Source organism: Inquilinus sp. OTU3971, from assembly GCF_038440215.1.
This window is the reverse complement of the sequence record NZ_JASATH010000049.1, coordinates 20,423-43,424: the sequence shown is the minus strand read 5'-3', so window position 1 is coordinate 43,424 and position 23,002 is coordinate 20,423. Positions and strand designations below refer to the sequence as shown.

Sequence of the window (23,002 nt, the reverse complement as noted above, 5' to 3'; positions counted from 1 at the left end):
AAGGCCCCCTCCTACCCGATGCCGGTGCGAGCGGCCCTGGATGGCCACGGCGCTGCGCGCCTCGCCATGACGAAGGAGGACTACCCCCACACCTCCCGGGCGATCTCCACGATCATCGCCAGCTTCGCCCATTGCTCGTCCTCGGCCAGGATGTTGCCCTCCTCGGTGCTGGCGAAGCCGCATTGCGGGCTGAGGCACAACTGGTCGAGGTCGACGAACTTCGCCGCCTCGTCGATCCGGCGCTTGATGTCGTCCTTCTTCTCCAGCGTGCCGGTCTTGGAGGTGACGAGGCCCAGCACCACGGTCTTGCCCTTGGGCAGGAAGCGCAGCGGCTCGAACCCGCCGGCGCGCTCGGTGTCCCATTCCATGAAATAGCCGTCGGCGGCGATCTCGTTGAACAGCCGCTCGGCCACCGGCTCATAGCCGCCCGAGGCGATGAAGGTGGAGCGGAAATTGCCGCGGCAGAGATGCATGGTGATGGTCATGTCCTTCGGCCGGCCGGCGATGGCGGCGTTCAGCATGCCGGCATAGATCCCCGGCTGCTTCACCGGGTCGTCGCCGCGCTCGGCCAGCATCCGCCGCTGATCCGGGTCGCAAAGATAGGCGAAGCTGACATCGTCGAGCTGCAGGTAGCGGCAGCCCTCGGCGGCAAAGGCGGCCACGGCGCCGGCATAGGCCCGGCCGAGATCGGCGTAGAATTCCTCCATCTCGGGATAGGCCGCCGCGTCGATCACCTGCCGTCCGCCGCGATAGTGCAGCATGCTGGGCGACGGGATCGTCATCTTCGGCACCCGGGCGGTGTTCGCCTTCAGGAAGCGGAAATGCTCCAGCATAGGGTGGCCGGAGAAGCCGAGCTTGCCCGTCACGCGGATGCCCTTGGGCTTCACCTGGGCGCCCTGGAACTGGATGCCGTGATCGGCCCAGTAGCCCTCGACGCCGTCGAGATGCTCGAGGAAATCGAAATGCCAAAAGGCGCGGCGGAACTCGCCGTCGGTGACGGCCTGCAGCCCGATCTCCTCCTGCCGGCGGATGATCTTTCGGATCTCCTGGTCCTCGACCGCGCGCAGCTCGCCGGCCGAAATGGCGCCCTGCTCGTGCTGGGCGCGGGCGGCCTTCAAGGGGGCGGTGCGCAGCAGGCTGCCGACCATGTCGGCGCGGAAGGGCGGGGTCTGGCGCGGCATCGGGGTTCCTCCTTGGGTCAGGCGTGCGGACCCTTGCGGGTCACGCCGAGATGGCGGGTCAGGGCGGCCTCGTCGGCCTTCAGGGCGGCGCTGGGCGCGGCATGGACGATGGCGCCGCGCTCCAGGATCACCGCCTGGTCGGTGACGGACAGGATCTTCTGGGCGTGCTGCTCGACCACGACAGCCGCGACGCCCTCGTCGCGCAGGATGCGCTTCAGCGCCGCCAGCAGCTCCTCGACGATGATCGGCGCCAGCCCCTCGGTCGGCTCGTCCAGCAGCAGCAGCTTCGGATTCAGCATCAAAGCGCGGGCGATGGCCAGCATCTGCTGCTCGCCGCCCGACAGCTGGCTGCCCAGGTTGCCGCGCCGCTCCTTCAGCCGCGGGAACAGAGCGTAGGCGCGCTCCGGCGTCCACGGGCCGGGGCGGGCCACTGCGGTCATGTTCTCCTCGACCGTCAGCGACTTGAAGATGTTGCGCTCCTGCGGCACCCAGCCGATCCCGGCCAGCGCCCGGTCCTCCGGCCGCGCCCGGGTCAGGTCGCGCCCGTCCAGGGCGACGGTGCCGCCGAAGCGGCGGGTGACGCCGATGATGCTGTTCAGGAGCGTGGTCTTGCCGGTGCCGTTGCGGCCGAGCAGGGCCAAGGCCTCGCCCTCGGCCAGGCTCAGCGACACGCCGGAGACGACGACGGCCTCGCCATAGCCGGCGACGAGGTCGCGCAGGGCCAGCAGCTCAGCCATCGACCGCCTCCCCGAGATAGACGGCGCGCACCTGCGGGTCGGCGGCGATGGCGTCGGGCGGGCCCTCGGTCAGCAGCGCGCCGTTGACCAGCACCGAGATCCGGTCGGCGAAGCTGAACACCAGGTCCATGTCGTGCTCGATCAGCAGCACCGAGACGTCCTGCGGCAGCTCGGCGATGGTGGCCAGCAATTCCTGCCGCTCCGCCTCCGGCACGCCGGCCGCAGGCTCATCCAGCAGCAGGACACGCGGCCGGCAGGCGAAGGCCGTGGCGATCTCCAGCAGGCGTTGCTTGCCATAGGCCAGGGTGGCGGTGCGTTCCTGCAGCACGTCGGTCAGGCGGAAGCGCTCGGCGACGGCCAGGATCTCGTCCAGCACCTCGGCCTTGCCGCCGGCCACGCGCCACCAGTCGCCGCCGCGGCCCAGGCGCTCGGCCACGGCGAGGCCGATGGTGTCGAGCGGCGTGATCTCCGGGAACAGCTGGTTGATCTGGAAGGTGCGGGCCAGGCCGCGGCGGACCCGGAGGTGCGGCTTCAGCCCGGTGATGTCCTCGCCGCCCAGCAGCACCCGGCCGCCGCTGGGCGTGAGCACGCCGGTCAGCAGGTTGACGAAGGTGGTCTTGCCGGCGCCGTTCGGGCCGATCAGCGCGTGCCGCGCCCCGACCTCGATGCGCAGCGACACGTCGTTGGTGGCGACCAGGCCGCCGAAGCGCTTCATCAGGCCGATGGTCTCCAGCGCCACGGTCATCGCCCGCCTCCGAAGCGGGAGAGCAGGGCGGCGATCGGCCGGCGCACGCCCTGCACCAGCCGGTCGCGGCCGACCAGCACCAGCAGCACCAGGAAGGCGCCCAGCCAGAACGACCAGTATTGCGGCGTCAGGCCGGAGATCCAGTCCTGCAGGAAGCGGAACAGCACGGCGCCGATCGGCCCGCCATAGAGGTAGCCGGCGCCGCCGATCACCAGCACCAGCAGCACATCGGCCGAGCGATGGAAGTCGAACACGTCGAGCGAGACGAACTGCGTGGTCTGGGCCAAGAGGGCCCCGGCGACCGCGGCATAGGCGGCGGACAGCGTGTAGACGCCGACCAGCCGCCTAGCCACCGGCACCCCGACCGCGGCGGCGCGCAGCCGGTTGTCGCGGATCGCCTTCAGCGACAGGCCGAAGGGCGAATGCACCACCCGCCGGGCGAACAGGAACAGCACGAACAGCACCGCCAGGCTGTAGGCATAGGCGGTGGTGCCGAACAGGTCGAACTCGAACCGGCTGAGGATCGGGCCGACCGCCATGCCGTTCAGCCCGTCGGCCCCGCCGGTCAGCCCGGCCGCCCGGTTGGCGATCTCGAACAAGAGCAGCGAGACGCCGAGTGTCACCATCAACCGGGTGAGGTCGGAGCCGCGCAGCACCAGGAAGCCGGTGGCGAAGCCCAGCACGGCCCCGGCGACTGCGGCGGCCGCGAGGCCCAGCAGCGGCTCGCCGGCGACATGGATGGTCAGCAGGCCGGCGACATAGGCGCCGAGGCCGAAGAAGGCGGCGTGGCCGAGCGAGACGATGCCGGCATAGCCGAGGATCAGGTCGAGCGAGAGCGCGAACAGGGCCAGGATCGCGATCTCGTTCAGGATCAGATGCTGGTCCGGCAGCAGGAAGAGCGCGGCCAGGGCGGCCAGCCAGAACAGGAACTCCGGCAGCCGCCAGCGGGCGCGCGATGCGGCCGGGGAGATCTGTGCGGCCGAGGCGGAGAGCGGGGCGGCCGTCACCGGTTGCCTCCGCGGGCGAACAGACCCTGCGGCCGCAGCAGCAGCACCACGATCATCACCGTGTAGATGACGAAGGAGCCGAGGGCCGGGACATAGTACTTGCCGGCGACGTCGGCGATGCCGAGCAGCAGCGCGGCCAGGAACGGGCCGGTCAGGCTGGAGGTGCCGCCGACCGTCACGACGATCAGGAAATAGATCATGTATTTCAGCGGAAAGGTCGGGTCGACGCCGAGGATCTCCGCCCCCAGCGCGCCGCCGAGGCCGGCGAGGCCGCTGCCGACGGCGAAGGTGGCGGCGAAGACGGTGTCGACCCGGATGCCCAGACCCCTCGCCGCGCGCGGATCATCGACCGCGGCTCGCAGCCGGCTACCGAAGCGGGTGTAGGCCAGCACCCCTTGCAGCGTCAGCACCAGCGCGCCGCAGATGACAATGATCAGGGCGCGGTAGATGCCGATGCCGACGCCCAGCACCTCGACCCGGCCGCGGAGATAGTCGGGCAACTGGATGATCTGCTGCTCCGACCCCATCAGGTAGTCGGCGGCGGCCATGGCCATGAAGACGATCCCGATCGAGAACAGCACCTGGTCGAGATGGCTGCGGCGATAGAGCTGCCGGTACAGCGTCCGCTCCAGCACCAGCCCGACCGCGGCCGCGGCCAGGAAGGCGGCGGGCAGGCACAGGAAGAACGGCACCTGCCAGCGGCTCATCAGGATGGCGGTGACATAGCCGCCGAGCATGGCGAAGGCGCCATGCGCCAGGTTGATGAAGTTCATCAGCCCCAGCGTCACCGACAGGCCGCAGGCCAGCACGAACAGCAGCATGCCGTAGGCGATGCCGTCGAACAGGATCGTCGTCATGGCGTTACTTCGCCGCCTTGACCGGGTCCTTCACCGCCTCGATGGTCGCGAACTCGACATTGTACAGCGCGCCGTCGCGCTTCTCGACCTTGCGGACATAGATGTTCTGGATGATGTCGCGGGTGTCCGGGTCAATCGAGACCGGGCCGCGCACGCTGGTCCAGCTCATGCCCTTCATGGCGTCGACCAGGCCCTGGCCGTCGGTGGCGCCACCGGTCTTCTTCAGCGCCTCGAAGATCAGATGCATGCCGTCATAGCCGCCGACCGCCATGAAGTTCGGCCGCATCCCGCCATTGGCCGCCTGGAAGGCCTGGACGAAGGCCTTGTTCTCCGCGCTGTCATGGGCCGCGGAATAGTGGTGCGTGGTGATGGTGCCCAGCGCCACATCGCCGATCTTGTCCAACAGCTCGTCATCGGTCAGGTCGCCGGTGGCGATCAGCCGGATGCCGGACTTGTCCAGGCCGCGCTCGACGAACTGCTTCATGAAGATGGCGCCCTGGCCCGAGGGCACGAAGACGAACAGCGCATCCGGCTTGGCGTCGGCCACCCGTTGCAGGAAGGGCGCGAAATCCGGGCTCTTCAGCGGCACCTGCAACTGCTCGGTCACCTGGCCGCCGGCCTTGCCGAAGCGCTCGGCGAAGGCCTTCTGCGCATCCAGGCCGGGGGCGTAGTCGCTGACCAGCGTGACCACGGTCTTGATGCCGTTCTGGGCGGCCCAGTCGGCCAGCGGCACGGTCGCCTGGGGCAGGGTGAAGCTGGTGCGGACGATGAAGGGCGAGGCCTCGGTGGTCACCGCGGTGGCGGCGGCCATGATCACCTGCGGCACCTTGGCCTGGGTCGAAATCGGCGCCGCCGCGGCGGCCAGCGGGGTCAGGCCGAAGCCGGCCAGCACCGACACCTTGTCCTTCACCACCAGCTCCTGCGCCAGGCGCTTGGTGACGTCGGCGGTGCCGGTGTCGTCCCGGACGATCAGCTCGACGGTCTTGCCGGCGACGGTGCTGCCGTTCTGTTGCAGGTACAGCTTGGCCGCGGCCTCGATCTCCCGCCCGGTGGAGGCGGAGGGGCCGGTCATCGGCAGGATCAGGCCGATCTTGACCGTGTCCTGCGCCGCCACAGGCCAAGCCGCCAGCAGGGCGGCGGCCAGGGCCGCTGCGGTGATGTGGCGTCGATTCATCTTGGTCCTCCCCTGTTGTCGATGGCTGGCGGCTTTTTCGCCGTTGGACCGATCATCCTCGATCCCTGATCTTCTTGTCCCATTGATCTCTTGTGCCGGGCCTCGAATGCGGTCAAGAATTTGTGCGCATAGCAGAAGTCTTGTTCGCTATACGAACAGGCCGGGAGGAAAATTCTGCGCGACGAGCAGGTCGTCTCGTTCCGCAAGGGGCTCGACATCATCCGCAGCTTCGGCGCGGGGCATCGGCGGCAGACCATCACCGAGGCGGCGTCGCGCACCGGCATGACCCGGGCCGCGGCGCGGCGCTTCCTGCTGACCCTGTGCGAGGCCGGCTATGCCCGCAGCGACGGCAAGCATTTCGAGCTGACACCGGCGATCCTGTCGCTCGGCCACAGCTTCCTGTCCGGGATGGGCGAGATCGAGCGGGTGCGTGACGCGCTGCTGGGGCTGACGCGGACCTTGGGCGAATCGGCCTCGGCCGCCATGCTGGACGGCACCATGATCACCTATGTCGCCCGGTCGCCGGCGGCGCACCGGATCATGACCGTCGGGCTCGGGGTCGGCACCCGGCTGCCGGCACATGCCACCTCGATGGGCCAGGCGCTGCTGGCGGTGCTGCATCCCCGCGAGCTCGAGCGTTATTTCGAGGCCGCGGTGCTGGAGCGGCTCACCGGGCACACGCTGACCACGCGCCCGGCCCTGGCGGCGCGGCTGGCCGAGGTGCGCGGCCGCGGCTACGCACTGGTGTCGGAGGAGTTGGAGACCGGGCTGAACTCGATCGCGGTCGCGGTGCCGGGCGGCATCTCCGCCGGCAACCTGGCGATCAATCTGAGCGCCCCGGCCGGGCGGGTCGGGGCGGAGGAAATGCGCGAGCGCTTCCTGCCGGCGCTGCAGGAGGCCGCGCGGGCCGTGGCCCTGGCGGTGCAGCGCGGCTAGAGCGGGACTACCTCTGGTTCCAGCGCCGGATGACGGGCTCGGTGAGGTCGTGCTCGTAGCCCAGGACGCTGAGGCTGGCGGTGTCCAGCACGAAGCGCGAGCCCCCCTGTGGCGGCAGGCCGATCCAGCGCGCCGCGAGGACCCGGAGCAAATGGGAGCTGGAGAACACCAGGACCGTTGCGGCCGCCTGCCGGAACTGGCCGATCACGGCATCGGCCCGGGCGCCGACCTGCGCCGCATCCTCGCCCTGCGGGCAGCCGTCCCGGAACAGCTGCCAGCCCGGGCGCTCGGCCAGGATCTGCCTGGTGGTGATGCCCTCATAGGCGCCGTAATCCCACTCCGCCAGCTCGTCCTTGATCACGGCGCCGGCCCCGAATCCGGCCAGCGCGCAGGTGGTCCGGGCCCGCAGCGACGGGCTCGACCAGACCGCCGCGAAGGACAGGCCCTGCAGCCGGCCGGCGACGCCGCGCGCCGCCGCCTCGCCCGCCTCGGTCAGCGGGATGTCGGTCCGGCCGGTGTGCCTGCCGGACCGGCTCCATTCCGTCTCGCCATGCCGGACGAGATACAATTCGGGAAACGGGCTGCTCATCGATGGCCTCTCGGTCGCGCGGACTCAGGAGGCGATCCTAGCCCATGACGATCGCGCCGTCGGCCTCCAGCAGCACCGGGATCGGATCGAGCCCGCAATCGGCCGGACCGGAGACCGGGCTGCCGTCGCCGGCGTCGAACTCGGCGAAGTGGTTGGAGCAGACCAGGCGCCGGCCATCGGCGCTCAGCACGCTGCCGCCGCGCCAGGTCAGCGGCAGGAAGGCGTGCGGGCAGGCGTCGAGGAACGCGCTGACGGTGCCGCCGCGGCGGACCAGCAACATCGAGAAGACGCGGCGGCCGGCGCCGAAGGCGAGGACGCGAACGCCCGGATCCTCGATCTCGTCCAGGCGCCCCAGCACCGTCTCTGGCGCCGGTACGTACGGATGCCGGCGCCAGGCCGGCCCGTCGTCCGGCGCGAAAGGATTGCTCGTCACGCCGCGTCGCTGTCGGCGGAGAGAACGCCGCGCCGGATCTGGTCCTCCTCGATGCTCTCGAACAGGGCGCGGAAATTGCCCTCGCCGAAGCCGTCATCGCCCTTGCGCTGGATGAACTCGAAGAAGATCGGGCCGATGACGGTCTGCGAGAAGATCTGCAGCAGCACCTTGGTGTGGGCGCCCTCGACCACGCCCTCGCCGTCGATCAGCAGGCCGAGCTCGCGCAGCCTGTCGACCGGCTCGCCATGCTTCGGCAGGCGGCCGTCGATCTTCTCGTAATAGGTGTCGGGCGGGGCGGGCATGAAGGCCAAGCCGTTCTGCTCCAGCCGGCTGACCGAGGCATAGATGTCGCGGCTGCCCAGCGCCACGTGCTGGATGCCCTCGCCCTTGTAGGCGCGTAGGTATTCCTCGATCTGGCTCTTCTCGTCGGCGCTCTCGTTGATCGGGATGCGGATCTTGCCGTCCGGGCTGGTCAGGGCGCGGGAGAAGAGGCCGGTCAGCTTGCCGCTGATGTCGAAGTAGCGGATCTGGCGGAAGTTGAAGAGCCGGCTGTAGAAGCCGACCCAGACATCCATCTGGCCGCGATGCACATTGTGGGTCAGGTGGTCGACATAATAGAGGCCGGCAGGCTCGGGATGTGGCTCGGCCGCGCCGATCCAGTCGAAATCGACGTCGTAGATCGAGCCCTTGGCGCCGTAGCGGTCGACGAGGTAGAGCAACGAGCCGCCGATGCCCTCGATCGCCGGGATCTGCAGCTCGCCGGCATTGACCCGGGTCTCGACCGGCTTGGCACCCAGCGACACGGCGCGCTTGAACGCATGATCGGCATCGGCGACGCGGAAGGCCATGGCGCAGGCGCAGGGGCCGTGCTTGCGGGCGAAGTCGCTGGCGAAGCTGTCCGGCTCGGCATTGACCACGAAGTTGATGTCGCCCTGGCGGTACAGCGTCACCCGCTTCGACTTGTGCCGCGCCACCGGCACGAAGCCCATGGTCTCGAACAGGGCACCCAGCTTCTCCGGCTCGGACGAGGCGTATTCGACGAACTCGAACCCGTCCGTGCCCATCGGGTTGGATTCGGTGATCTCGGCCGGCGGGGCGTCGTGCGGATAGGGGCCCATGCTGCTCTCCTGGCGTGGCGGTCCGAGAGGAATGATAGCAGCAGGGGCGTGGACGTTCCGTGCGAAAGGAGGGGCGACCAAAGTGGTTGATGCGTGTTTCGCGCGTAGGTGGCGCTTTGGCCGCGATAAATCAGCGTACAGAGTAGGTTGGGTTCGCGGATGCGAACCCAACACCGTTCCGACGGCACCATGTTGGGTTCGCGACGGCGAACCCAACCTACGGACCAAAAAGAAAGGCCGCCGGATCGCTCCGGCGGCCTTTGGATCGCGCAGCGGCGGGGCCGCGCTTACTTCTCGACGAAGGCCTTCTCGATCACGTAGTCGCCCGGCTCGCCGTGGTTGCCCTCGACGAAGCCGCGCTCCTCCAGGATCACCTTGAGGTCGGCCAGCATCAGCGGGCTGCCGCACAGCATGACGCGGTCGTGCTCGACCGCCAGCGGCGGCAGGCCGATATCCTCGAACAGCTTGTTCGAGGTGATCAGGTCGGTGATGCGGCCGCGGTTGCGGAACGGCTCGCGCGTCACCGTCGGGTAGTAGATCAGCTTGCCGCGGATCTCCTCGCCCAGGAACTCGTCCTGCGGCAGCTCCTGCGTGATCAGCTCGCCATAGGCCAGCTCGGCGATCTGGCGGCAGCCATGCAGCAGCACCACCTTCTCGAACCGCTCATAGGTCTCGGGGTCGCGGATCAGGCTCAGGAACGGCGCCAGGCCGGTGCCGGTGCCGAGCAGATACAGGTTGCGGCCGGGCTTGAGGTTGTCGAGCACCAGGGTGCCCGTGGCCTTGCGGCCGACGATGACGGGGTCGCCTTCCTTCAGATGCTGCAGGCGCGAGGTCAGCGGCCCGTTCTGCACCTTGATCGAGAAGAACTCGAGCCCGTCCTCGTAGTTCGGGCTGACGACGCTGTAGGCGCGCAGGAGCGGCTTGCCGTCGACCGGGATCCCGATCATCGTGAACTGGCCGTTCTTGAAGCGGAACGTCGGGTTGCGGGTCGTCTTGAAGCTGAAGAGCGTGTCGGTCCAGTGATGGACGCTGAGAACGCGCTCCTCATTGAAGTTGCTCATGCCTCGTCACCCTTCGCTCGCGACTACGCGCAGAATGTGGGAAATAGCCTCGCCGCTGTCGAGCCGATGCATGTAGATTCTTCCGGCGAAATTTGCAAGCCGGCCTTGCTGCGGCATAATTTGTTTGTATACTAACAATAAATGCGGACGGCTGCGCTGTCAACCGCCCGCGACAGGTGAGGCGCCCCGGCTACGGGGCAGCGACAAAGGAACGTCTCATGGCGCATGACGAGCCGCAGAAGCCGGCCGGCCCGGCCAAGCTGGTGATCCGCAACATCGGGCTGCTGCTCAGCGGCAAGCTGGAGGCGCCTATCCTCGACGCCGACACCGTGGTCGCGGTCGATGGCCGCATCACCGCGGTCGGGCGCGAGAAGGATGTCGACACCGAAGGCGCCACCACCCTGATCGACGCCCATGGCACGACGCTGGCGCCCGGGCTGATCGACAGCCATGTCCACCCGGTGATCGGCGACTGGACGCCCCGGCAGAACCAGATCGGCTGGATCGATTCCAGCCTGCATGGCGGCGTCACCACCATGATCTCGGCCGGCGAGGTGCATCTGCCCGGCCGGCCGCGCGACGTCATCGGGCTGAAGGCCCTGGCGGTCACGGCGCAGCGCAGCTTCTCCGCCTTCCGCCCCTCCGGCGTGAAGATCCACGCCGGCGCGCCGGTGATCGAGAAGGAGATGGAGGAGCAGGACTTCAAGGACTTGGCCGCGGCCGGCGTCACCCTGCTCGGCGAGATCGGCCTCGGCGGCGTCAAGGACGGGCCGACCGCCAACCGTATGGTGCAATGGGCCCGGAAATACGGGATCCAGAGCACGATCCACACCGGCGGTCCGTCGATCCCCGGCTCCGGCCTGATCGACAAGGATGTGGTGCTGGAGACCGACGCCGATGTGGTCGGCCACATCAATGGCGGCCACACCGCCCTGCCGGACGGCCAGATCCGCTGCATCTGCGAGGGCTGCAAGCGCGGGCTGGAGCTGGTGCACAACGGCAATGAGCGGGCGGCGCTGTTCACCCTGTGCACGGCCCGGGAGATGGGGCAGCTGGAACGCGTGATCCTGGGCACCGACGCGCCGGCCGGCTCCGGCGTGCAGCCGCTCGGCATCCTGCGCATGGTGGCGATGCTGTCCTCGCTCGGCGAGGTGCCGGCCGAGACCGCCTTCTGCTTCGCCACCGGCAACACCGCGCGGATGCGCAAGCTCGACGCCGGCATCATCGAGCCCGGCTGGTCGGCCGATTTCGTCTTCCTCGACACCGCCCAGCACTCCGCCGGCACCTCGCTCCTGGAGAGCGTGCAGCTCGGCGACCTGCCGGGCGTCGGCATGACCGTGATCGACGGCGTGGTGCGCAGCCAGCGCAGCCGCAACACGCCGCCGGCGACCCGGGTGCCGGCGGTGGTGAGGGGGTAGGGGCCTACAGCACGAAATCGGCGGCGGTCAGCGGGGCGTCGGTAACGATCTGCACCAGGAAGTCGGTGCGCCGGTCGCCGTCCACATCCGCGCGGACCAGGAAGCTGCGCCCGGTCCCGACCGGCGTGAGCAGTAGCTCGGCGCCGGCGCCGGTGTAGGTGGTGCCGGCGACGATGGTGAAGGCGGTGTCGCCGTTGGCGGCATCGCCGTCGGCATCGATGGCGCCGAGATCGACGACGTCGCCCTCGGCGTGGGAGAAGTCGAGGATCTTCTCCCGGAGATTGGCGTCGGTGGTGACGGTGGTGTCGGCCAACGACGTATAGACGAAGCGATCAGCCCCGGTCGCGTCGTAGAGATCGTCGCCGTAGAGGTTGTCGTTGCCGGTGCCGCCGACGATCGTGTCGTCGCCGGCATCGCCCATCAGCTGATCGTTGTATCCTGCACCGACGAGCAGGTCGTTGCCGTCGCCGCCGTAGAAGGCGTCGAAATAGTCGGCGCCTGTCGCGACGTCGTCGCCGCCCATGCCCTCCAAGACGTTGATCGCGCCCAGGCCGCGCAGGATGTTGACGTTGTCGTCGCCGATGACGTGGATCCCGCGTTCCCGGCTGCCCTCGATGATCTCGATCCCGGACAGGACGTCGCCCTCGGCGTCGCCGTCCGTGCTGACGCCGGTGGTTAGGTTGATCGTCGGGCCGACCGGACTATCGGCATAGCTGACCGTGTCGATGCCGGCGCCGCCGAGAAGGTGGTCGGGCCCGGCGCCACCATCGAGCAGATCGTCGCCGTCGCCGCCATTGAGAACGTCGCGCCCCGCCAAGCCGAGCAGGACGTCCTCCCCGGCCAGGCCGCGCAGCGCATTGCCGGCCGCGTCGCCGGTGAGGGCGTCGTCGAACTGGCTGCCGCGGACGATCTCGAAGCTGTCCAGCAGCACGTCGGCCTCGGCGTGGCCGCCGCGGCCGGTGCCGGTGGTCAGGTCGACCGAGACGCCGTCGGAGCTGTCGCCATAGTTGAGGATGTCGATCCCGGCCCCGCCGCTCAGCACGTCCGCGCCATAGCCGCCATAGAGATTGTCGTCGCCGTCGCCGCCCTCAAGCCGGTCGTTGCCGTTCCGGCCGCGCAGCACGTCGTCTCCACCCAGGCCAGACAGGCTGTCGTCGCCATCGCCGCCGAACAGCCGGTCGTCGCCTTCGGTGTCGATCAGGATCGTCATCTCCGCCTCCCAATGCGCTGGACTATGCCGGTCGCTTTGCGCTCCGGTGCATGAAATCTTATTTCGACGAGAAGTTTATAGATTTCGGTCTGGCGAAATCCATGGCTGTCGTGTGAAATCTTGTGATTGGGTGCTGGTGCGACGTCGACGGCATCGTATGTTCGGCTGATGCGGCGGAGGATGTTGCGGGACAGGATTCGCGCCTGGGACGCCGGGAGGCGTCGACGATCGCGGGGGCCGTGCCGTGGGCAACATCTTCGGCGACGACAATTCCAACACCCTCTACGGCACTGCCGCGGCCGATTTCGTCTACGGCCGGGGCGGCAACGATACGCTGGTTGCGGTCAAGGGTTACGACGAGCTTTACGGTGAAACGGGAAACGACATCCTGTTCAGCGGCGGCTCGAACAACGAGCTGTCCGGCGGGGTCGGCGACGACTCCGTCGACTACAGCCGTGCCGACCCCCTCGAAGGTGCGGCCTATGCCGCGATCGGCATGCGCGTATCCGGCGCCGGGGCAGCCGCCGGCGACACGATTGGAACGGACGTCGAGAACCTGACCGGAACGATGTTTGCCGATCACCTGTGGGGATCCGCTGCGGACAATCTCCTGATGGGCGAATACACCGACGACACCCTGGGCGCGGGGGACGAGCTGTCCGGTCTCGACGGCAATGACCTGCTCTTCGGGTGCTACGGGGACGACAAGCTCTATGGCGGGGCTGGCAGCGACAGGCTCCATGGCGGCACCGAGGACGACCGGCTCTCCGGCGATGCCGGCGCTGACAGGCTGCGCGGCGAGGCGGGCGAGGACGTCCTGCGTGGCGGCGACGGCGCTGATGCGCTGGAAGGTGGGGCCGGGGCCGACATCCTGCTGGGCGGTGCCGGTTCCGATACCGCCGACTACTCGACCAGCGCCACCGGCGTGAGCGTGACGATCGGCGACTACGGAACCGGCGGCGACGCCGAGGGCGACCTGGTCGGCCCGGATGTCGAGCACATGCTGGGATCGTCCCATGCCGATGGGTTGATCGGCGATGCCGGGGCGAACAGCCTGTCCGGCGCCGCCGGTAACGACCTGCTCTGCGGCGGCGCCGGAGCCGACCGGCTCTCCGGCGGGGCCGGCATCGACACAGCCAGCTACTTCACCGGCTCGATCGGGGTGGTGGTCAACCTGGCCACCGGCGCCGGCAGCGGCGGCGAGGCGCAGGGCGATACGCTGGCCGAGATCGAGACTCTGTCCGGCAGCCAGGGCAATGACAGCCTCGTCGGGAACACCGGCGCCAACACCCTGCAAGGCTGGAACGGCAACGACATCCTCGCCGGGGCCGGCGGCAGTGACGTGCTCGCTGGCGGTGCCGGAGCCGACCGCTTCGTCTATGGCAGCATCGGCCAGAGCCCGGTCGGAGCCGGGGCGGACCGGATCACGGATTTCAGCCGGGCCTAGGCGGACCGCATCGACCTGTCGGCGATCGACGCCAACATCGCGGCTGCCGGCAACCAGGCCTTCAGCTTCATCGGCACCGCCCTCTACACCGGCGTCGCCGGTCAGCTCCGGACCTCGGTGGTCGGCGGCGTCACCACCATCGCCGGCGACCTCAACGGCGACAAGGTCTCGGATTTCCACATCACCCTGACCGGCGCCGTCGCCCTGGTCGCCACAGACTTCGTGCTGTAGCGCCTAGGTCAGCTTGCGCAGCAATTCGACCAGCGTCGCCTGCTCGGCCTCGTCCAGCGGCGCCAGCGTCTCCTCGGTGATGCGGTGGGCATTCGGCACGATACGCTCGGCCAGGGCGCGGCCGGAAGGGCTCAGCGCGACCTCCAGCCGGCGGCCGTCCTCCGGGTCCGGCCGCGTCTCGATCAGGCCGCGCTTGCCCAGCCGGTCGACCACGCCCTTGATCGTCGCCGCATCCATGGCGGTGCGGCGACCGAGACGGTTCTGCGAGCAGGGGCCGCGCTCCAAGAGCTTGGCCAGCACCGCCCATTGCGTTGCCGTCAGGTCCTGCTCGCCGATGCCGGAGGCGAAGATCGCGGCGTGGCGCTGGCTGACCTGGCGCAGGATGAAGCCGATCTGGTCGTCGAGGATGTATGGGCCTTGCCCGCGTGTCGCGGAAATGGTGATGGTCATGGCGGCTTCCTATCACACCGCGAGATAGGCGTCGCGGATCTCCGGCTGCGCCTCCAATTCGGCCATCGTGCCGCCGAAGCGGATGCGGCCGGTCTCGATGATGTAGGCGCGGTCGCTGATCAGCCGCGCGAAATGCAGGTTCTGCTCGGACAGCAGCACGCTCAAGCCTTCGCGCTTCATCGCCAGGATGGCGTCGGCCATCTGCTCGACGATCTTCGGCGCCAGCCCCTCGGACGGCTCATCCAGCAGCACCAGGGACGGGTTGCCCGCCAACGTGCGGGCGATGGTCAGCATCTGCTGCTCGCCGCCGCTCATCCGGCCGCCGGGGCGGCGGCGCATCTCGGCCAGGTTGGGGAACAGAGCGTAGAGCCGCTCCGGCGTCCATGTCGGCGCGCCGGGCCGCGGCGGCTGCAGGCCGACCGCCAGGTTCTCCTCCACCGTCAGATCGGTGAAGATCCGCCGGTCCTCCGGCACATAGCCGAGGCCGGCGCGGGCGATCTCATGCGTCGGCTTCGCGGCGATGTCGGCGCCGTGGAACAGGATCTTCCCTTCCCGACGCGGCACCAGCCCGACCAGGGACCGGAAGGTGGTCGACTTGCCGGCGCCGTTGCGGCCGAGGAAGGCGACGACCTCGCCGTCGCCGACCTCGAAGCCGACATCGAACAGGATATGGGCCGGGCCGTAATGGGCGTTGAGGCCGGAGACCGAGAGCGTCATGCCGGAACCCCTTCCCGATGCCGGGCGTCGTAGACCAGGCCGTCGCCGAGATAGACCGCGCGCACCTGCGGGTCGCGGCGCACCGCCTCGGGCGATCCCTCGGCGATCAGCGCGCCGCGGTTCAGCACCATGATCCGGTCCGCATGCTCGAACACCACGTCCATGTCGTGCTCGGTGAACAGCACGCCGATCCGCCGTTGCCGCGCCACCTCCGCGGTCAGCCGCATCAGCGCCACCCGCTCCCGCGGCGCCATGCCGGCGGTCGGCTCGTCCATCAGCAGCAGCTTTGGCGCATTGGCCAGCGCGATCGACAGCTCCAGCCGCTTGACGTCGCCATAGGCCAGCTCGCCGCAGGCCCGCTCCGCCGCATCGCCGAGCCCGACGAGGCCGAGCAGCGCGTCGGCCTCTGCCCGATAGGCGCGGCCGGCGAAGCCGAGGCCGAACCGGCGGTGATGCGACAGCAGCGCCACCTGCACGTTCTCGCGCACCGTCATCGAGGCGAAGGTGGCGGCGATCTGGAAGGTGCGGCCGACACCCAGGCGCCAGACCCGGCGTGGCGCCAGGCCGGTGATGTCGCGCCCCTGCAGCCGGACGCGGCCGGCATCGGGGCGGATCTGGCCGTTCAGCATGTTGAAGCAGGTGCTCTTGCCGGCGCCGTTCGGGCCGATCAGGGCCAGGATGCCGCCGGCCTCGAGCGTGAAGTCGACGCCGCGCACCGCCTGCACCCCGGCATAGGATTTGGCCAGGCCCTCGACCTGCAGCAGGGGCGCACTCATTCCGCGGCCTCCGCAGGCGCGGCGGCAGCCGAGATCGAGGCCGGGGGTTTCTTTCGGCGGGCACGCCACTCCTCGACGAAACCGACCATGCCCTTGGGGAAGGCCACCACCAGCAGCACGATGATGCCGCCCAGCACCAGCTTCGACAGGTCGGTCTGGCTGACCAGCCAGATCGCCAGCGCCTTGTAGACGATGGCGCCGACCACGGCGCCGGACGCGGTCTCGATGCCGCCCAGCAGCACCATGACCAACCCGTCGATCGACAGCGGGATGCCGAGATTGTCCGGGAACACGCTGCCCTTGAGGAAAGCGAACAGCGCTCCGGCCAGCCCGGCCATGGTGCCGGCGACCAGGAAGGCGACCCATTGCACCTTGGCCCGGCCGATGCCGATCGCCTCGGCCCGCTGGGTCGAATCCCGCACCCCGCGCAGGGCGAAGCCGAAGGGCGAGAAGGTCAGCACCCGCAACAGCGCGATGCCGGCCGCGGCCACCGCCAGGGCCAGCCAGTAGAAGCCGGCCGGGTTCGCCGCCCAGGACGACGGCCAGATCCCCAGCATGCCGTTGTCGCCGCCGGTCAGCTCGACCCATTGCGTCGCCACCGACCAGGTGATCTGGGCGAAGGCCAGGGTCAGCATGGCGAAGTAGACGCCGGACAGGCGCACGCAGAAGGCGCCGAACAGCGCCGCGCCGAGCAGGCCGAAGACCGGGCCGGCCAGCAGCGCCGCCTCCATCGGCAGGCCCATCGCCTTGACCGCGAAGGCGGCGCCATAGGTGCCGAGTCCGAAATAGGCGGCATGGCCGAAGGAGGCGAGGCCGCCGGTGGTCATCAGGAACTGCAGGCTGGCGGCGAACAGGGCGAAGATCGCGATCTCTGACGCCACCGCCAGTGCGTAGCCGCCGGCCACCGTCGGCAGCAGTGCTGCGAGCACGAGCGCGGCCAAGAGGGCGATGCGCTCGCCCGGGGCGAAGGGGCGCCAGGGCCGGATGGCGATGCCGATGGTCGGCCGCGCCGGTCCTTCCGGCTTGCCCAGCAGGCCCCAGGGCCGCACCACCAGGACGCAGGCCATCACCAGGAACACCAGCACCAGCGAGATGGTGGGGAAGACCAGGATGCCGAAGGCGTTCAGCTCCGACACCAGCACCGCGGCGATGAAGGCGCCGGGCACGCTGCCCAGCCCGCCGATCACCACCACGACGAAGACCTCGACGATGATGCGCAAATCCATGGTGTGGGTGACCGCGTCGCGCGGGATCTGCAGCGCCCCGCCGAGGCCGGCCAGGAACACGCCGAGCGCGAAGACGCTGGTGAACAGCCATTTCTGGTTCACACCCAGCGCCGCGATCATGTCGCGGTCCTGGGTCGCCGCCCGCACCAGCACGCCCCAGCGGGTGCGCCGGAACAGCAGCCAGAGCAGGCCGAGCACGACGGGGCCGAGGACGATCAGGAACAAATCGTACAGCGGCAGCCTCTGGCCCAGGATCTCGACCGCGCCGCGAAAGCCCGGCGCGCGGCGGCCGACCAGGTCCTCCGGCCCCCAGATCAGCACCACCAGATCCGCGACCATCAGGGTGACGCCGAAGGTGGCCAGCAGCTGGAACAGCTCCGGCGCCCGGTAGATCCGGCGCAGCAACACAATCTCCAGGAGAGCGCCGAGCGCCGCCACGATCAGGGCCGCGGCCACCAGCCCGCCCCAGAAGCCGAGCGTGCCGGAGAAGCGCTCGGTCAGGGTGTAGGCCAGATACGCGCCCAGCATGTAGAAGGCGCCATGCGCGAAGTTCACGATCCGCGTCACGCCGAAGATGATCGACAGGCCCGACGCCACCAGGAACAGCGAGGCGGCGCTGGCGAGTCCGGTCAGGAACTGGGCGACGAGGAAATCCAACAGGTCTCTCCCATTATTCTAGTCCCCCCTCCCCCTAGCCCCCTCCCGCGAGGGGAGGGGGGACTAGGAGGTCACTCCGCCGGCCGCAGCTTGGCGACCTCGGCGTCGCTGGGCAGGTACTGGGCGCCGTCGCGGTAGTGGAAGTCGGTCATCACGCCCTTGCCGTCCTCGACCGTGGTCTTGCCGACGAAGGCGCCGAGGGTCGACTGGTGGTCGATCTTGCGGAAGGTGATGGGGCCGAACGGGCTGTCGACGCCGATGCCCTCGGCCGCCGCGATCATCTTGTCGGGGTCGGCCGATCCAGCCTTGGCCAGGATCGCCGCGATCGACTTCATCGTGGTGTAGCCGACGATCGAGCCCAGCCGCGGATAGTCGCTGTACTTGGCCTGGTAGGCCTTCAGGAACGCGTCATGCTCGGGCGACTTGATCGCGTACCAGGGATAGCCGGTGACGATCCAGCCTTCCGGCGTCTCGTCCTTCAGCGGGTCGAGATATTCCGGCTCGCCGGTCAGGAAGCTGACCACCGAGCGGTCCTCGAACAGGCCGCGGGTGTTGCCCTCGCGCACGAACTTCACCAGGTCGGCGCCGAAGGTGACGTTCAGGATCGCCTCCGGCTTCGACGCGGCCAGCGCCTGCACCACCGAACCGGCGTCGATCTTCCCCTGCGGCGGCCACTGCGCATCGACCCATTCGATGTCCGGCCGCTTGGCGGACAAGAGCTGCTTGAACACCGCCACCGCCGACTGTCCGTATTCGTAGTTCGGCGCCACCGTGGCCCAGCGCTTGGCCGGCAGCTTCGCCGCCTCCTCGGCCAGCATCGCCGCCTGCATGTAGTTCGACGGGCGCAGCCGGAAGGTGTAGCGGTTGCCGTTGGCCCAGGTGACGGCGTCGGTCAGGGGCTCCGCCGCCATGAAGAACACCTTCTTCTGCTTGGCGAAGTCCGACACAGCGAGGCCGATATTGGAGAAGAAGGTGCCGGCCAGGATGGTGACGCCCTCGGACGAGACCAGCTCGTTGGCGGCGGTCACGGCGTCGGCCGGCTTGCCGCCGTCATCCTTGGAGACGACGACCAGCTTCTGGCCGTTGACCCCGCCGGCGGCGTTGATCTCCTCGATCGCCAGCTGCCAGCCCTTGCGGTAGGGCTCGGTGAAGGCCGGCAGGCCGGAATAGCTGTTGATCTCCCCGATCTTGATCTCCTGCGCCCCGGCGGCTGCCGGCCCGCAGAGGGCGGCGGCGAACGCCAGGACCGCCGCGACGTGAAACCCTGCTTTCATCCCTGTCTCCTTCGTGTCCCTGTCGGTCGGGCTGCCTTGTGGTTTGCTCGATTCAGCGGAGGCCGTCCTCCCCCTTGATCTGGTCCTTGGTCAGCCCGCCGACCCGGGGCAGGGGGCGGCCGCTGTCGGTCACCGCCACCGCGACCACGATCTCGCCGGCCCGCGGCGCGTCGGCGATGCGCACCTCCATGCCGTCGAAATGGCTGCGGACATAGGCCGCGTCCTTGTGGCCCAGCGGGATGTCCAGCGTCACGCCCGGGCCGCCGCGCTTCTTCGAGGACGGGATCAGCGCCGTGCCCTTGCCCAGCACCTTGCGCACCGGCGTGCCCAGCTTCGGGTGCAGGATGGCGGCGGCATGCTCCAGCTCGCCGTTCTCGCCCACCGCCGCGGCCTTGCCGTAGCTCTCCGCCGCCGGCCCCTCGATGCCCAATGCTGCCACCGCCTTCGCGGCCAGCAGCGCGCCCAGCTCCTCGCCGATTTCGAACAGCTCGGTCAGGTCGTCGACATAACGGCCGGCGAAGGGGTTCTCGATCACCGCCACGGCGGCGGCGCGGCGGGTCGGCGGGGTGACCGGCCGGCCCATCTCGGTCACGGTCTCCTCGACCAAGGTGACGATCTTGCGGATCTTCGCGCTCATCGCAGGCCGTCCTCGCCCTTGATCTCGCTGGCCTTCAGCCCGCCGATTCGGGCGTGGATGCGGGCGCCGGTGGTCATCACCAGCACCAGCGCGATCTCGTCCGCCTTCGGGCCGTCCGGCACGCCGACCTCCATCGCGTCGAAATGGCTGCGGACATAGGAGGCGTCGATATGGGTGACCGGCACATCCAGGCGCGCGCCGGGCCCGCCGACCTTCTTGGCCGAGGGCACGATCGCCTTGGCGCCGCCCAGCGCCTCGCGCATGGCGTAGCCGCCGGGGACATGCCACAGCGCGCCATGCTCCAGCTCGCCGGCGGCGCCGACGATGGCGCCCTTGCCATAGCCTTGGATGGCCTTCGGGTCGCTGCCCAGCGCTGCGATCAGCTGCTGCGCCATGGCCAGGCCCAGCGGCTTCAGATCGTCCATGAAGCCCGCGATCTCCTCGACATAGCGGCCGGCGAAGGGGTTGCGGATCACGGCGATGATGGCGCCCCGCCGCAGCGGCGTCGCGGCCGGCGGCCCGCCCTCGTGGAAGATCTCCTCGACGGTGACCAGGCGCTTGCGGATCTCGACCTCAGGCATGGATCAGGCTCTTTGCTTGTTTTCATTGTCCCCCCTCCCCTTGCGGGAGGGGGGGAGGGGGTTCGTGACGGTGGAACGGTCTACCAGGGCGGGTGCGGGAGTTGCCTCTATGTCGTCCTGCCGGATCTCTTCGATCGACAACCCCCTCCCCCTAGCCCCCTCCCGCGAGGGGAGGGGGGACTCGTTTGCGTCCAACCCCACGGTCCGCGTCTCGCCGGCCAGATGCAAGGCGGCGGCGCGGATCAGGCCGCGGGCGATCAGGGTCTCAGCTGCGGCCGCGCCGGCGGCCAGGGCGGCGGCGATCTCGGCCAGGGCCAGCGGGCCGACGCCGCGGGTTACCGGGCGGTCGCCCAGGTCGCTGTCGGGCAGCAGCTCGCTTGCCGGGACGCGGGCGATGGCGGGATGGCCGGGCAGGTCGACGGCATTGGCCACCATCGTGGCGGCGGCATCGGCATCGGCGGCGCCGACGGCCAGGATAGTGACGGCATCGGCGATGCCGAGCGAGAAGCTGCGGCCGCGCCAGCCGCTGGTGGCGATGCCGCGGATCCCGTCCCCGGCCGCCAGCACCGTGGTGCCGAACAGGCCCGGCCGGCCTCGGTCAAGGCAATCCGGCCGGTCGACCAGGCCGATGGTGAAGCTCTGCCCCGGCGCCAGGTGCAGGGCGATGTCGCCGCCATTGTTGACATAGGCGCGGGCCAAGGGCGCCGCCGCGGTCATCGCCGCCAGCACCGCCTCGGCCACGGCCCCGGCCACCGCCGCCATCGGGGTGATGAAGGTCTCGGCGGCGTAGGGCGCCACCGCGTCATGCATGCGGCGGGCGACCGGGCCCTGCAGCGAGCAGCGGTCCGGCCGGGCCGGCGAGCGCAGCAGAGCGAGCTCGTCGCACAACTCGTCCAGCAGGCCGGTGAAACGCCGCGCCGCCGCCGCGTAGGCCGCCCGCACCGCTTCCGCCGTCCCGCTCGCCTCGACGATCAGGTCGATCGGCCCGTCCTGCAGATGCAGGCGCCGCCTGTCGGGCAACAGCGCGATCTGCGGCAGGCGGGCCATCGGGGCCTCAGCCGTGCGACCGCTTCGCGCCTTCGGGCGCGAAGGGCCAGGGGTTGTCGCGGTGTCCCGGCACCTGCCGCCGCGCCATGTCGACGCCGAGCGAGGAGATCGGGCGGACATGGTCCATATGCCCCTCCAGCGCCTCGTAGTCGGACAGGCGCAGGGTGAACTCGATCGGCGCCACCAGGGCCGGGGTGGGAACATAGCCGAAGGCGTTCTCCGGCACCCGGGTGACGTCGACCATGAAGGTGATCCCCCCGCCGGGCCAGACATAGACCGGGGCGCCGCCGCAGGTGACGTAGGTCAGCGCCTGCTTCACCGAGCGGGTCAGCCGCACCGGGTTCTCGGTGACGCCGGAGCGCAGCGAGCCGCCGGCCCCGCCCATGAACAGCACGGTGCACAGCGCCGGCTCGCAATTCTCCTCGATCCGCGCGATCGACTGCTGCAGCGCCGCCGGCAGCTCCTGCTGCACGGGCTTCAGCTCGTCGTCCAGCTCGTAATAGGCGAAATGCTCGCCGGTGGTGCTGACCATCAGCATGGTCAGGCCGGGCCGGGCCGCCTTGGGGTTAAACGGGCCTAGGATCGACAGCGGGTCGGAGATGTCGGTGCCGCCCCAGCCGGTGCCGGGCTGCGCCACCTGGAAGTAGCGCCCGGGGGTGGAGCGGCGGCCCTTCATGTGGATGCCGGTCTCGGGGATGCCCAGCAGCTTGCCGGCCTGATGCTCCGACAGCACGCCGGTAATGTGGTCGTCGACCACCACCACCTCGTCGACCTTGCCGTGCCACTGCTTGGCGAACATGCCGATGGTGGCCGAGCCGCAGCCGACCCGCATCCGCTCCTCGGCCGCGCCGTTGACGATCGGCGGCCGGCCGGCCTGCACGATCACGGTGGCGCCGTCGTCGATGGTCAGCTCGACGGCGCGGCCGTTGCTCAGCTCCAAGAGGGTGTCGCAGGTGACGCGGCCCTCCTTCTTGCTGCCGCCGGTCAGGTGGTGCACGCCGCCCAGCGACAGCATCTGCGACCCGTACTCGCCGGTGGTGACATGGCCGACCGGCTCGCCCTGGGCCCGCACCAGGCTGCGCTCCGGCCCGAGATGGCGGTCGGTGTCGACCTTCACCTTGACGCCGCAATAGCTGAAGATGCCTTCGGTCACCACCGTGACCATGTCGACCCCGTCGACCTCGGCCGAGACGATGAAGGGCGCGGGCTTGTAGTCCGGATAGGTGGTGCCGGCGCCGATCGCGGTGACGAAGGTCTCCGGCCCGCGCACCAGCTTGCCGTCCCAATCCGCGGTCCGGCTGAACGGCACCACGCTGCCGCCCTGCGCCAGGGTGCGGTCCAGCACCACATGCGGGTCGACCCGGACCAGTATGCCGTCATGGTTGGCATAGCGGTCGCAGGCTCCGGCGGCGCCGGGCTTGATGTAGCACATCACCGGGCAGGCATCGCAGCGGATGCGGCCGTCCTCGGTCTTTTCCGTGGGCTGGGACATG

General features: G+C 69.6%; 23 protein-coding genes. 3 read left to right on the top strand and 20 right to left on the bottom strand.

Annotation, left to right across the window (positions count from 1 at the left end):
• Positions 1-80: 80 nt before the first annotated feature.
• The 6 genes from AAHM41_RS14785 to AAHM41_RS14760 are packed head-to-tail and all read right to left on the bottom strand — an operon-like array spanning position 81 to position 5,701.
• Complete coding sequence (locus tag AAHM41_RS14785; protein ID WP_342237316.1) at positions 81-1,181, bottom strand: 5-methyltetrahydropteroyltriglutamate--homocysteine S-methyltransferase; 1,101 nt, start codon at positions 1,179-1,181, stop codon at positions 81-83.
• 17 nt (positions 1,182-1,198) lie between these two features.
• Entirely contained in the window at positions 1,199-1,918 is a 720-nt protein-coding gene (locus AAHM41_RS14780) for an ABC transporter ATP-binding protein (RefSeq protein WP_342237315.1), read from the bottom strand.
• The gene (locus AAHM41_RS14775) at positions 1,911-2,663 is read right to left on the bottom strand and encodes an ABC transporter ATP-binding protein (protein ID WP_342237314.1); all 753 of its coding nucleotides are present in this window, start codon (positions 2,661-2,663) and stop codon (positions 1,911-1,913) included. Before AAHM41_RS14775 ends, AAHM41_RS14780 begins: the two co-directional genes overlap by 8 nt.
• Complete coding sequence (locus AAHM41_RS14770) at positions 2,660-3,670, bottom strand: branched-chain amino acid ABC transporter permease (RefSeq protein WP_342237313.1); 1,011 nt, start codon at positions 3,668-3,670, stop codon at positions 2,660-2,662. Before AAHM41_RS14770 ends, AAHM41_RS14775 begins: the two co-directional genes overlap by 4 nt.
• The gene (locus AAHM41_RS14765) at positions 3,667-4,527 is read right to left on the bottom strand and encodes a branched-chain amino acid ABC transporter permease (RefSeq protein ID WP_342237312.1); all 861 of its coding nucleotides are present in this window, start codon (positions 4,525-4,527) and stop codon (positions 3,667-3,669) included. Before AAHM41_RS14765 ends, AAHM41_RS14770 begins: the two co-directional genes overlap by 4 nt.
• 4 nt (positions 4,528-4,531) lie before the next feature.
• Positions 4,532-5,701: an ABC transporter substrate-binding protein gene (locus AAHM41_RS14760; protein WP_342237311.1), complete on the bottom strand. Its 1,170-nt coding sequence runs from the start codon at positions 5,699-5,701 to the stop codon at positions 4,532-4,534.
• 171 nt (positions 5,702-5,872) lie between these two features.
• Here AAHM41_RS14760 and AAHM41_RS14755 point away from each other — a divergent pair, with 171 nt between their 5' ends.
• A complete protein-coding gene (locus AAHM41_RS14755; protein ID WP_342237317.1) occupies positions 5,873-6,637 on the top strand; it encodes an IclR family transcriptional regulator domain-containing protein in 765 nt (254 codons plus the stop codon).
• Between the two features lie 7 nt (positions 6,638-6,644).
• Here the strand turns inward: AAHM41_RS14755 and AAHM41_RS14750 are convergent, their stop codons facing one another.
• The 4 genes from AAHM41_RS14750 to AAHM41_RS14735 all read right to left on the bottom strand — a co-directional run bounded on the left by AAHM41_RS14750 (position 6,645) and on the right by AAHM41_RS14735 (position 9,838).
• On the bottom strand, positions 6,645-7,226 hold the full coding sequence (locus AAHM41_RS14750; RefSeq protein WP_342237310.1) for a histidine phosphatase family protein: 582 nt from the start codon (positions 7,224-7,226) through the stop codon (positions 6,645-6,647).
• A 37-nt stretch (positions 7,227-7,263) separates the two neighbouring features.
• Complete coding sequence (locus AAHM41_RS14745) at positions 7,264-7,659, bottom strand: Rieske (2Fe-2S) protein (protein WP_342237309.1); 396 nt, start codon at positions 7,657-7,659, stop codon at positions 7,264-7,266.
• Positions 7,656-8,777, bottom strand: a complete 1,122-nt coding sequence (hppD, locus tag AAHM41_RS14740; protein WP_342237308.1) for a 4-hydroxyphenylpyruvate dioxygenase — start codon at positions 8,775-8,777, stop codon at positions 7,656-7,658. The genes AAHM41_RS14745 and hppD overlap by 4 nt, the downstream gene beginning before the upstream one ends.
• A gap of 287 nt (positions 8,778-9,064) precedes the next feature.
• The gene (locus AAHM41_RS14735; protein ID WP_342237307.1) at positions 9,065-9,838 is read right to left on the bottom strand and encodes a ferredoxin--NADP reductase; all 774 of its coding nucleotides are present in this window, start codon (positions 9,836-9,838) and stop codon (positions 9,065-9,067) included.
• A 218-nt stretch (positions 9,839-10,056) separates the two neighbouring features.
• Here AAHM41_RS14735 and AAHM41_RS14730 point away from each other — a divergent pair, with 218 nt between their 5' ends.
• Entirely contained in the window at positions 10,057-11,256 is a 1,200-nt protein-coding gene (locus tag AAHM41_RS14730; RefSeq protein WP_342237306.1) for an amidohydrolase family protein, read from the top strand.
• A 4-nt stretch (positions 11,257-11,260) separates the two neighbouring features.
• Here AAHM41_RS14730 and AAHM41_RS14725 read toward each other — a convergent pair whose 3' ends face one another.
• Entirely contained in the window at positions 11,261-12,466 is a 1,206-nt protein-coding gene (locus tag AAHM41_RS14725; RefSeq protein ID WP_342237305.1) for a calcium-binding protein, read from the bottom strand.
• Positions 12,467-12,710: 244 nt separating this feature from the next.
• Between AAHM41_RS14725 and AAHM41_RS14720 the strand changes: the two genes are divergently transcribed.
• On the top strand, positions 12,711-13,913 hold the full coding sequence (locus tag AAHM41_RS14720; RefSeq protein ID WP_342237304.1) for a calcium-binding protein: 1,203 nt from the start codon (positions 12,711-12,713) through the stop codon (positions 13,911-13,913).
• A 234-nt stretch (positions 13,914-14,147) separates the two neighbouring features.
• Here AAHM41_RS14720 and AAHM41_RS14715 read toward each other — a convergent pair whose 3' ends face one another.
• From AAHM41_RS14715 to AAHM41_RS14675, 9 genes are all read right to left on the bottom strand, one after another.
• Positions 14,148-14,594: a MarR family winged helix-turn-helix transcriptional regulator gene (locus AAHM41_RS14715; protein WP_342237303.1), complete on the bottom strand. Its 447-nt coding sequence runs from the start codon at positions 14,592-14,594 to the stop codon at positions 14,148-14,150.
• A gap of 12 nt (positions 14,595-14,606) precedes the next feature.
• The gene (locus AAHM41_RS14710; protein ID WP_342237302.1) at positions 14,607-15,311 is read right to left on the bottom strand and encodes an ABC transporter ATP-binding protein; all 705 of its coding nucleotides are present in this window, start codon (positions 15,309-15,311) and stop codon (positions 14,607-14,609) included.
• Positions 15,308-16,087 (bottom strand): ABC transporter ATP-binding protein, encoded by a 780-nt coding sequence (locus tag AAHM41_RS14705; RefSeq protein WP_342237301.1) that lies wholly within the window; start codon positions 16,085-16,087, stop codon positions 15,308-15,310. The genes AAHM41_RS14710 and AAHM41_RS14705 overlap by 4 nt, the downstream gene beginning before the upstream one ends.
• Positions 16,084-17,970 (bottom strand): ABC transporter permease, encoded by a 1,887-nt coding sequence (locus tag AAHM41_RS14700; RefSeq protein ID WP_342237300.1) that lies wholly within the window; start codon positions 17,968-17,970, stop codon positions 16,084-16,086. The genes AAHM41_RS14705 and AAHM41_RS14700 overlap by 4 nt, the downstream gene beginning before the upstream one ends.
• Positions 17,971-18,041: 71 nt before the next feature.
• The gene (locus AAHM41_RS14695) at positions 18,042-19,244 is read right to left on the bottom strand and encodes an ABC transporter substrate-binding protein (RefSeq protein ID WP_342237299.1); all 1,203 of its coding nucleotides are present in this window, start codon (positions 19,242-19,244) and stop codon (positions 18,042-18,044) included.
• A gap of 52 nt (positions 19,245-19,296) precedes the next feature.
• The gene (locus tag AAHM41_RS14690) at positions 19,297-19,881 is read right to left on the bottom strand and encodes an amino acid synthesis family protein (RefSeq protein WP_342237298.1); all 585 of its coding nucleotides are present in this window, start codon (positions 19,879-19,881) and stop codon (positions 19,297-19,299) included.
• The gene (locus AAHM41_RS14685; protein ID WP_342237297.1) at positions 19,878-20,462 is read right to left on the bottom strand and encodes an amino acid synthesis family protein; all 585 of its coding nucleotides are present in this window, start codon (positions 20,460-20,462) and stop codon (positions 19,878-19,880) included. Before AAHM41_RS14685 ends, AAHM41_RS14690 begins: the two co-directional genes overlap by 4 nt.
• A gap of 3 nt (positions 20,463-20,465) precedes the next feature.
• Positions 20,466-21,509, bottom strand: coding sequence for a UPF0280 family protein (locus AAHM41_RS14680; protein WP_342237296.1), 1,044 nt, complete (start codon positions 21,507-21,509; stop codon positions 20,466-20,468).
• Positions 21,510-21,516: 7 nt separating this feature from the next.
• Positions 21,517-23,001, bottom strand: a complete 1,485-nt coding sequence (locus tag AAHM41_RS14675; RefSeq protein ID WP_342237295.1) for a 6-hydroxynicotinate reductase — start codon at positions 22,999-23,001, stop codon at positions 21,517-21,519.
• Position 23,002 lies beyond the last annotated feature (1 nt).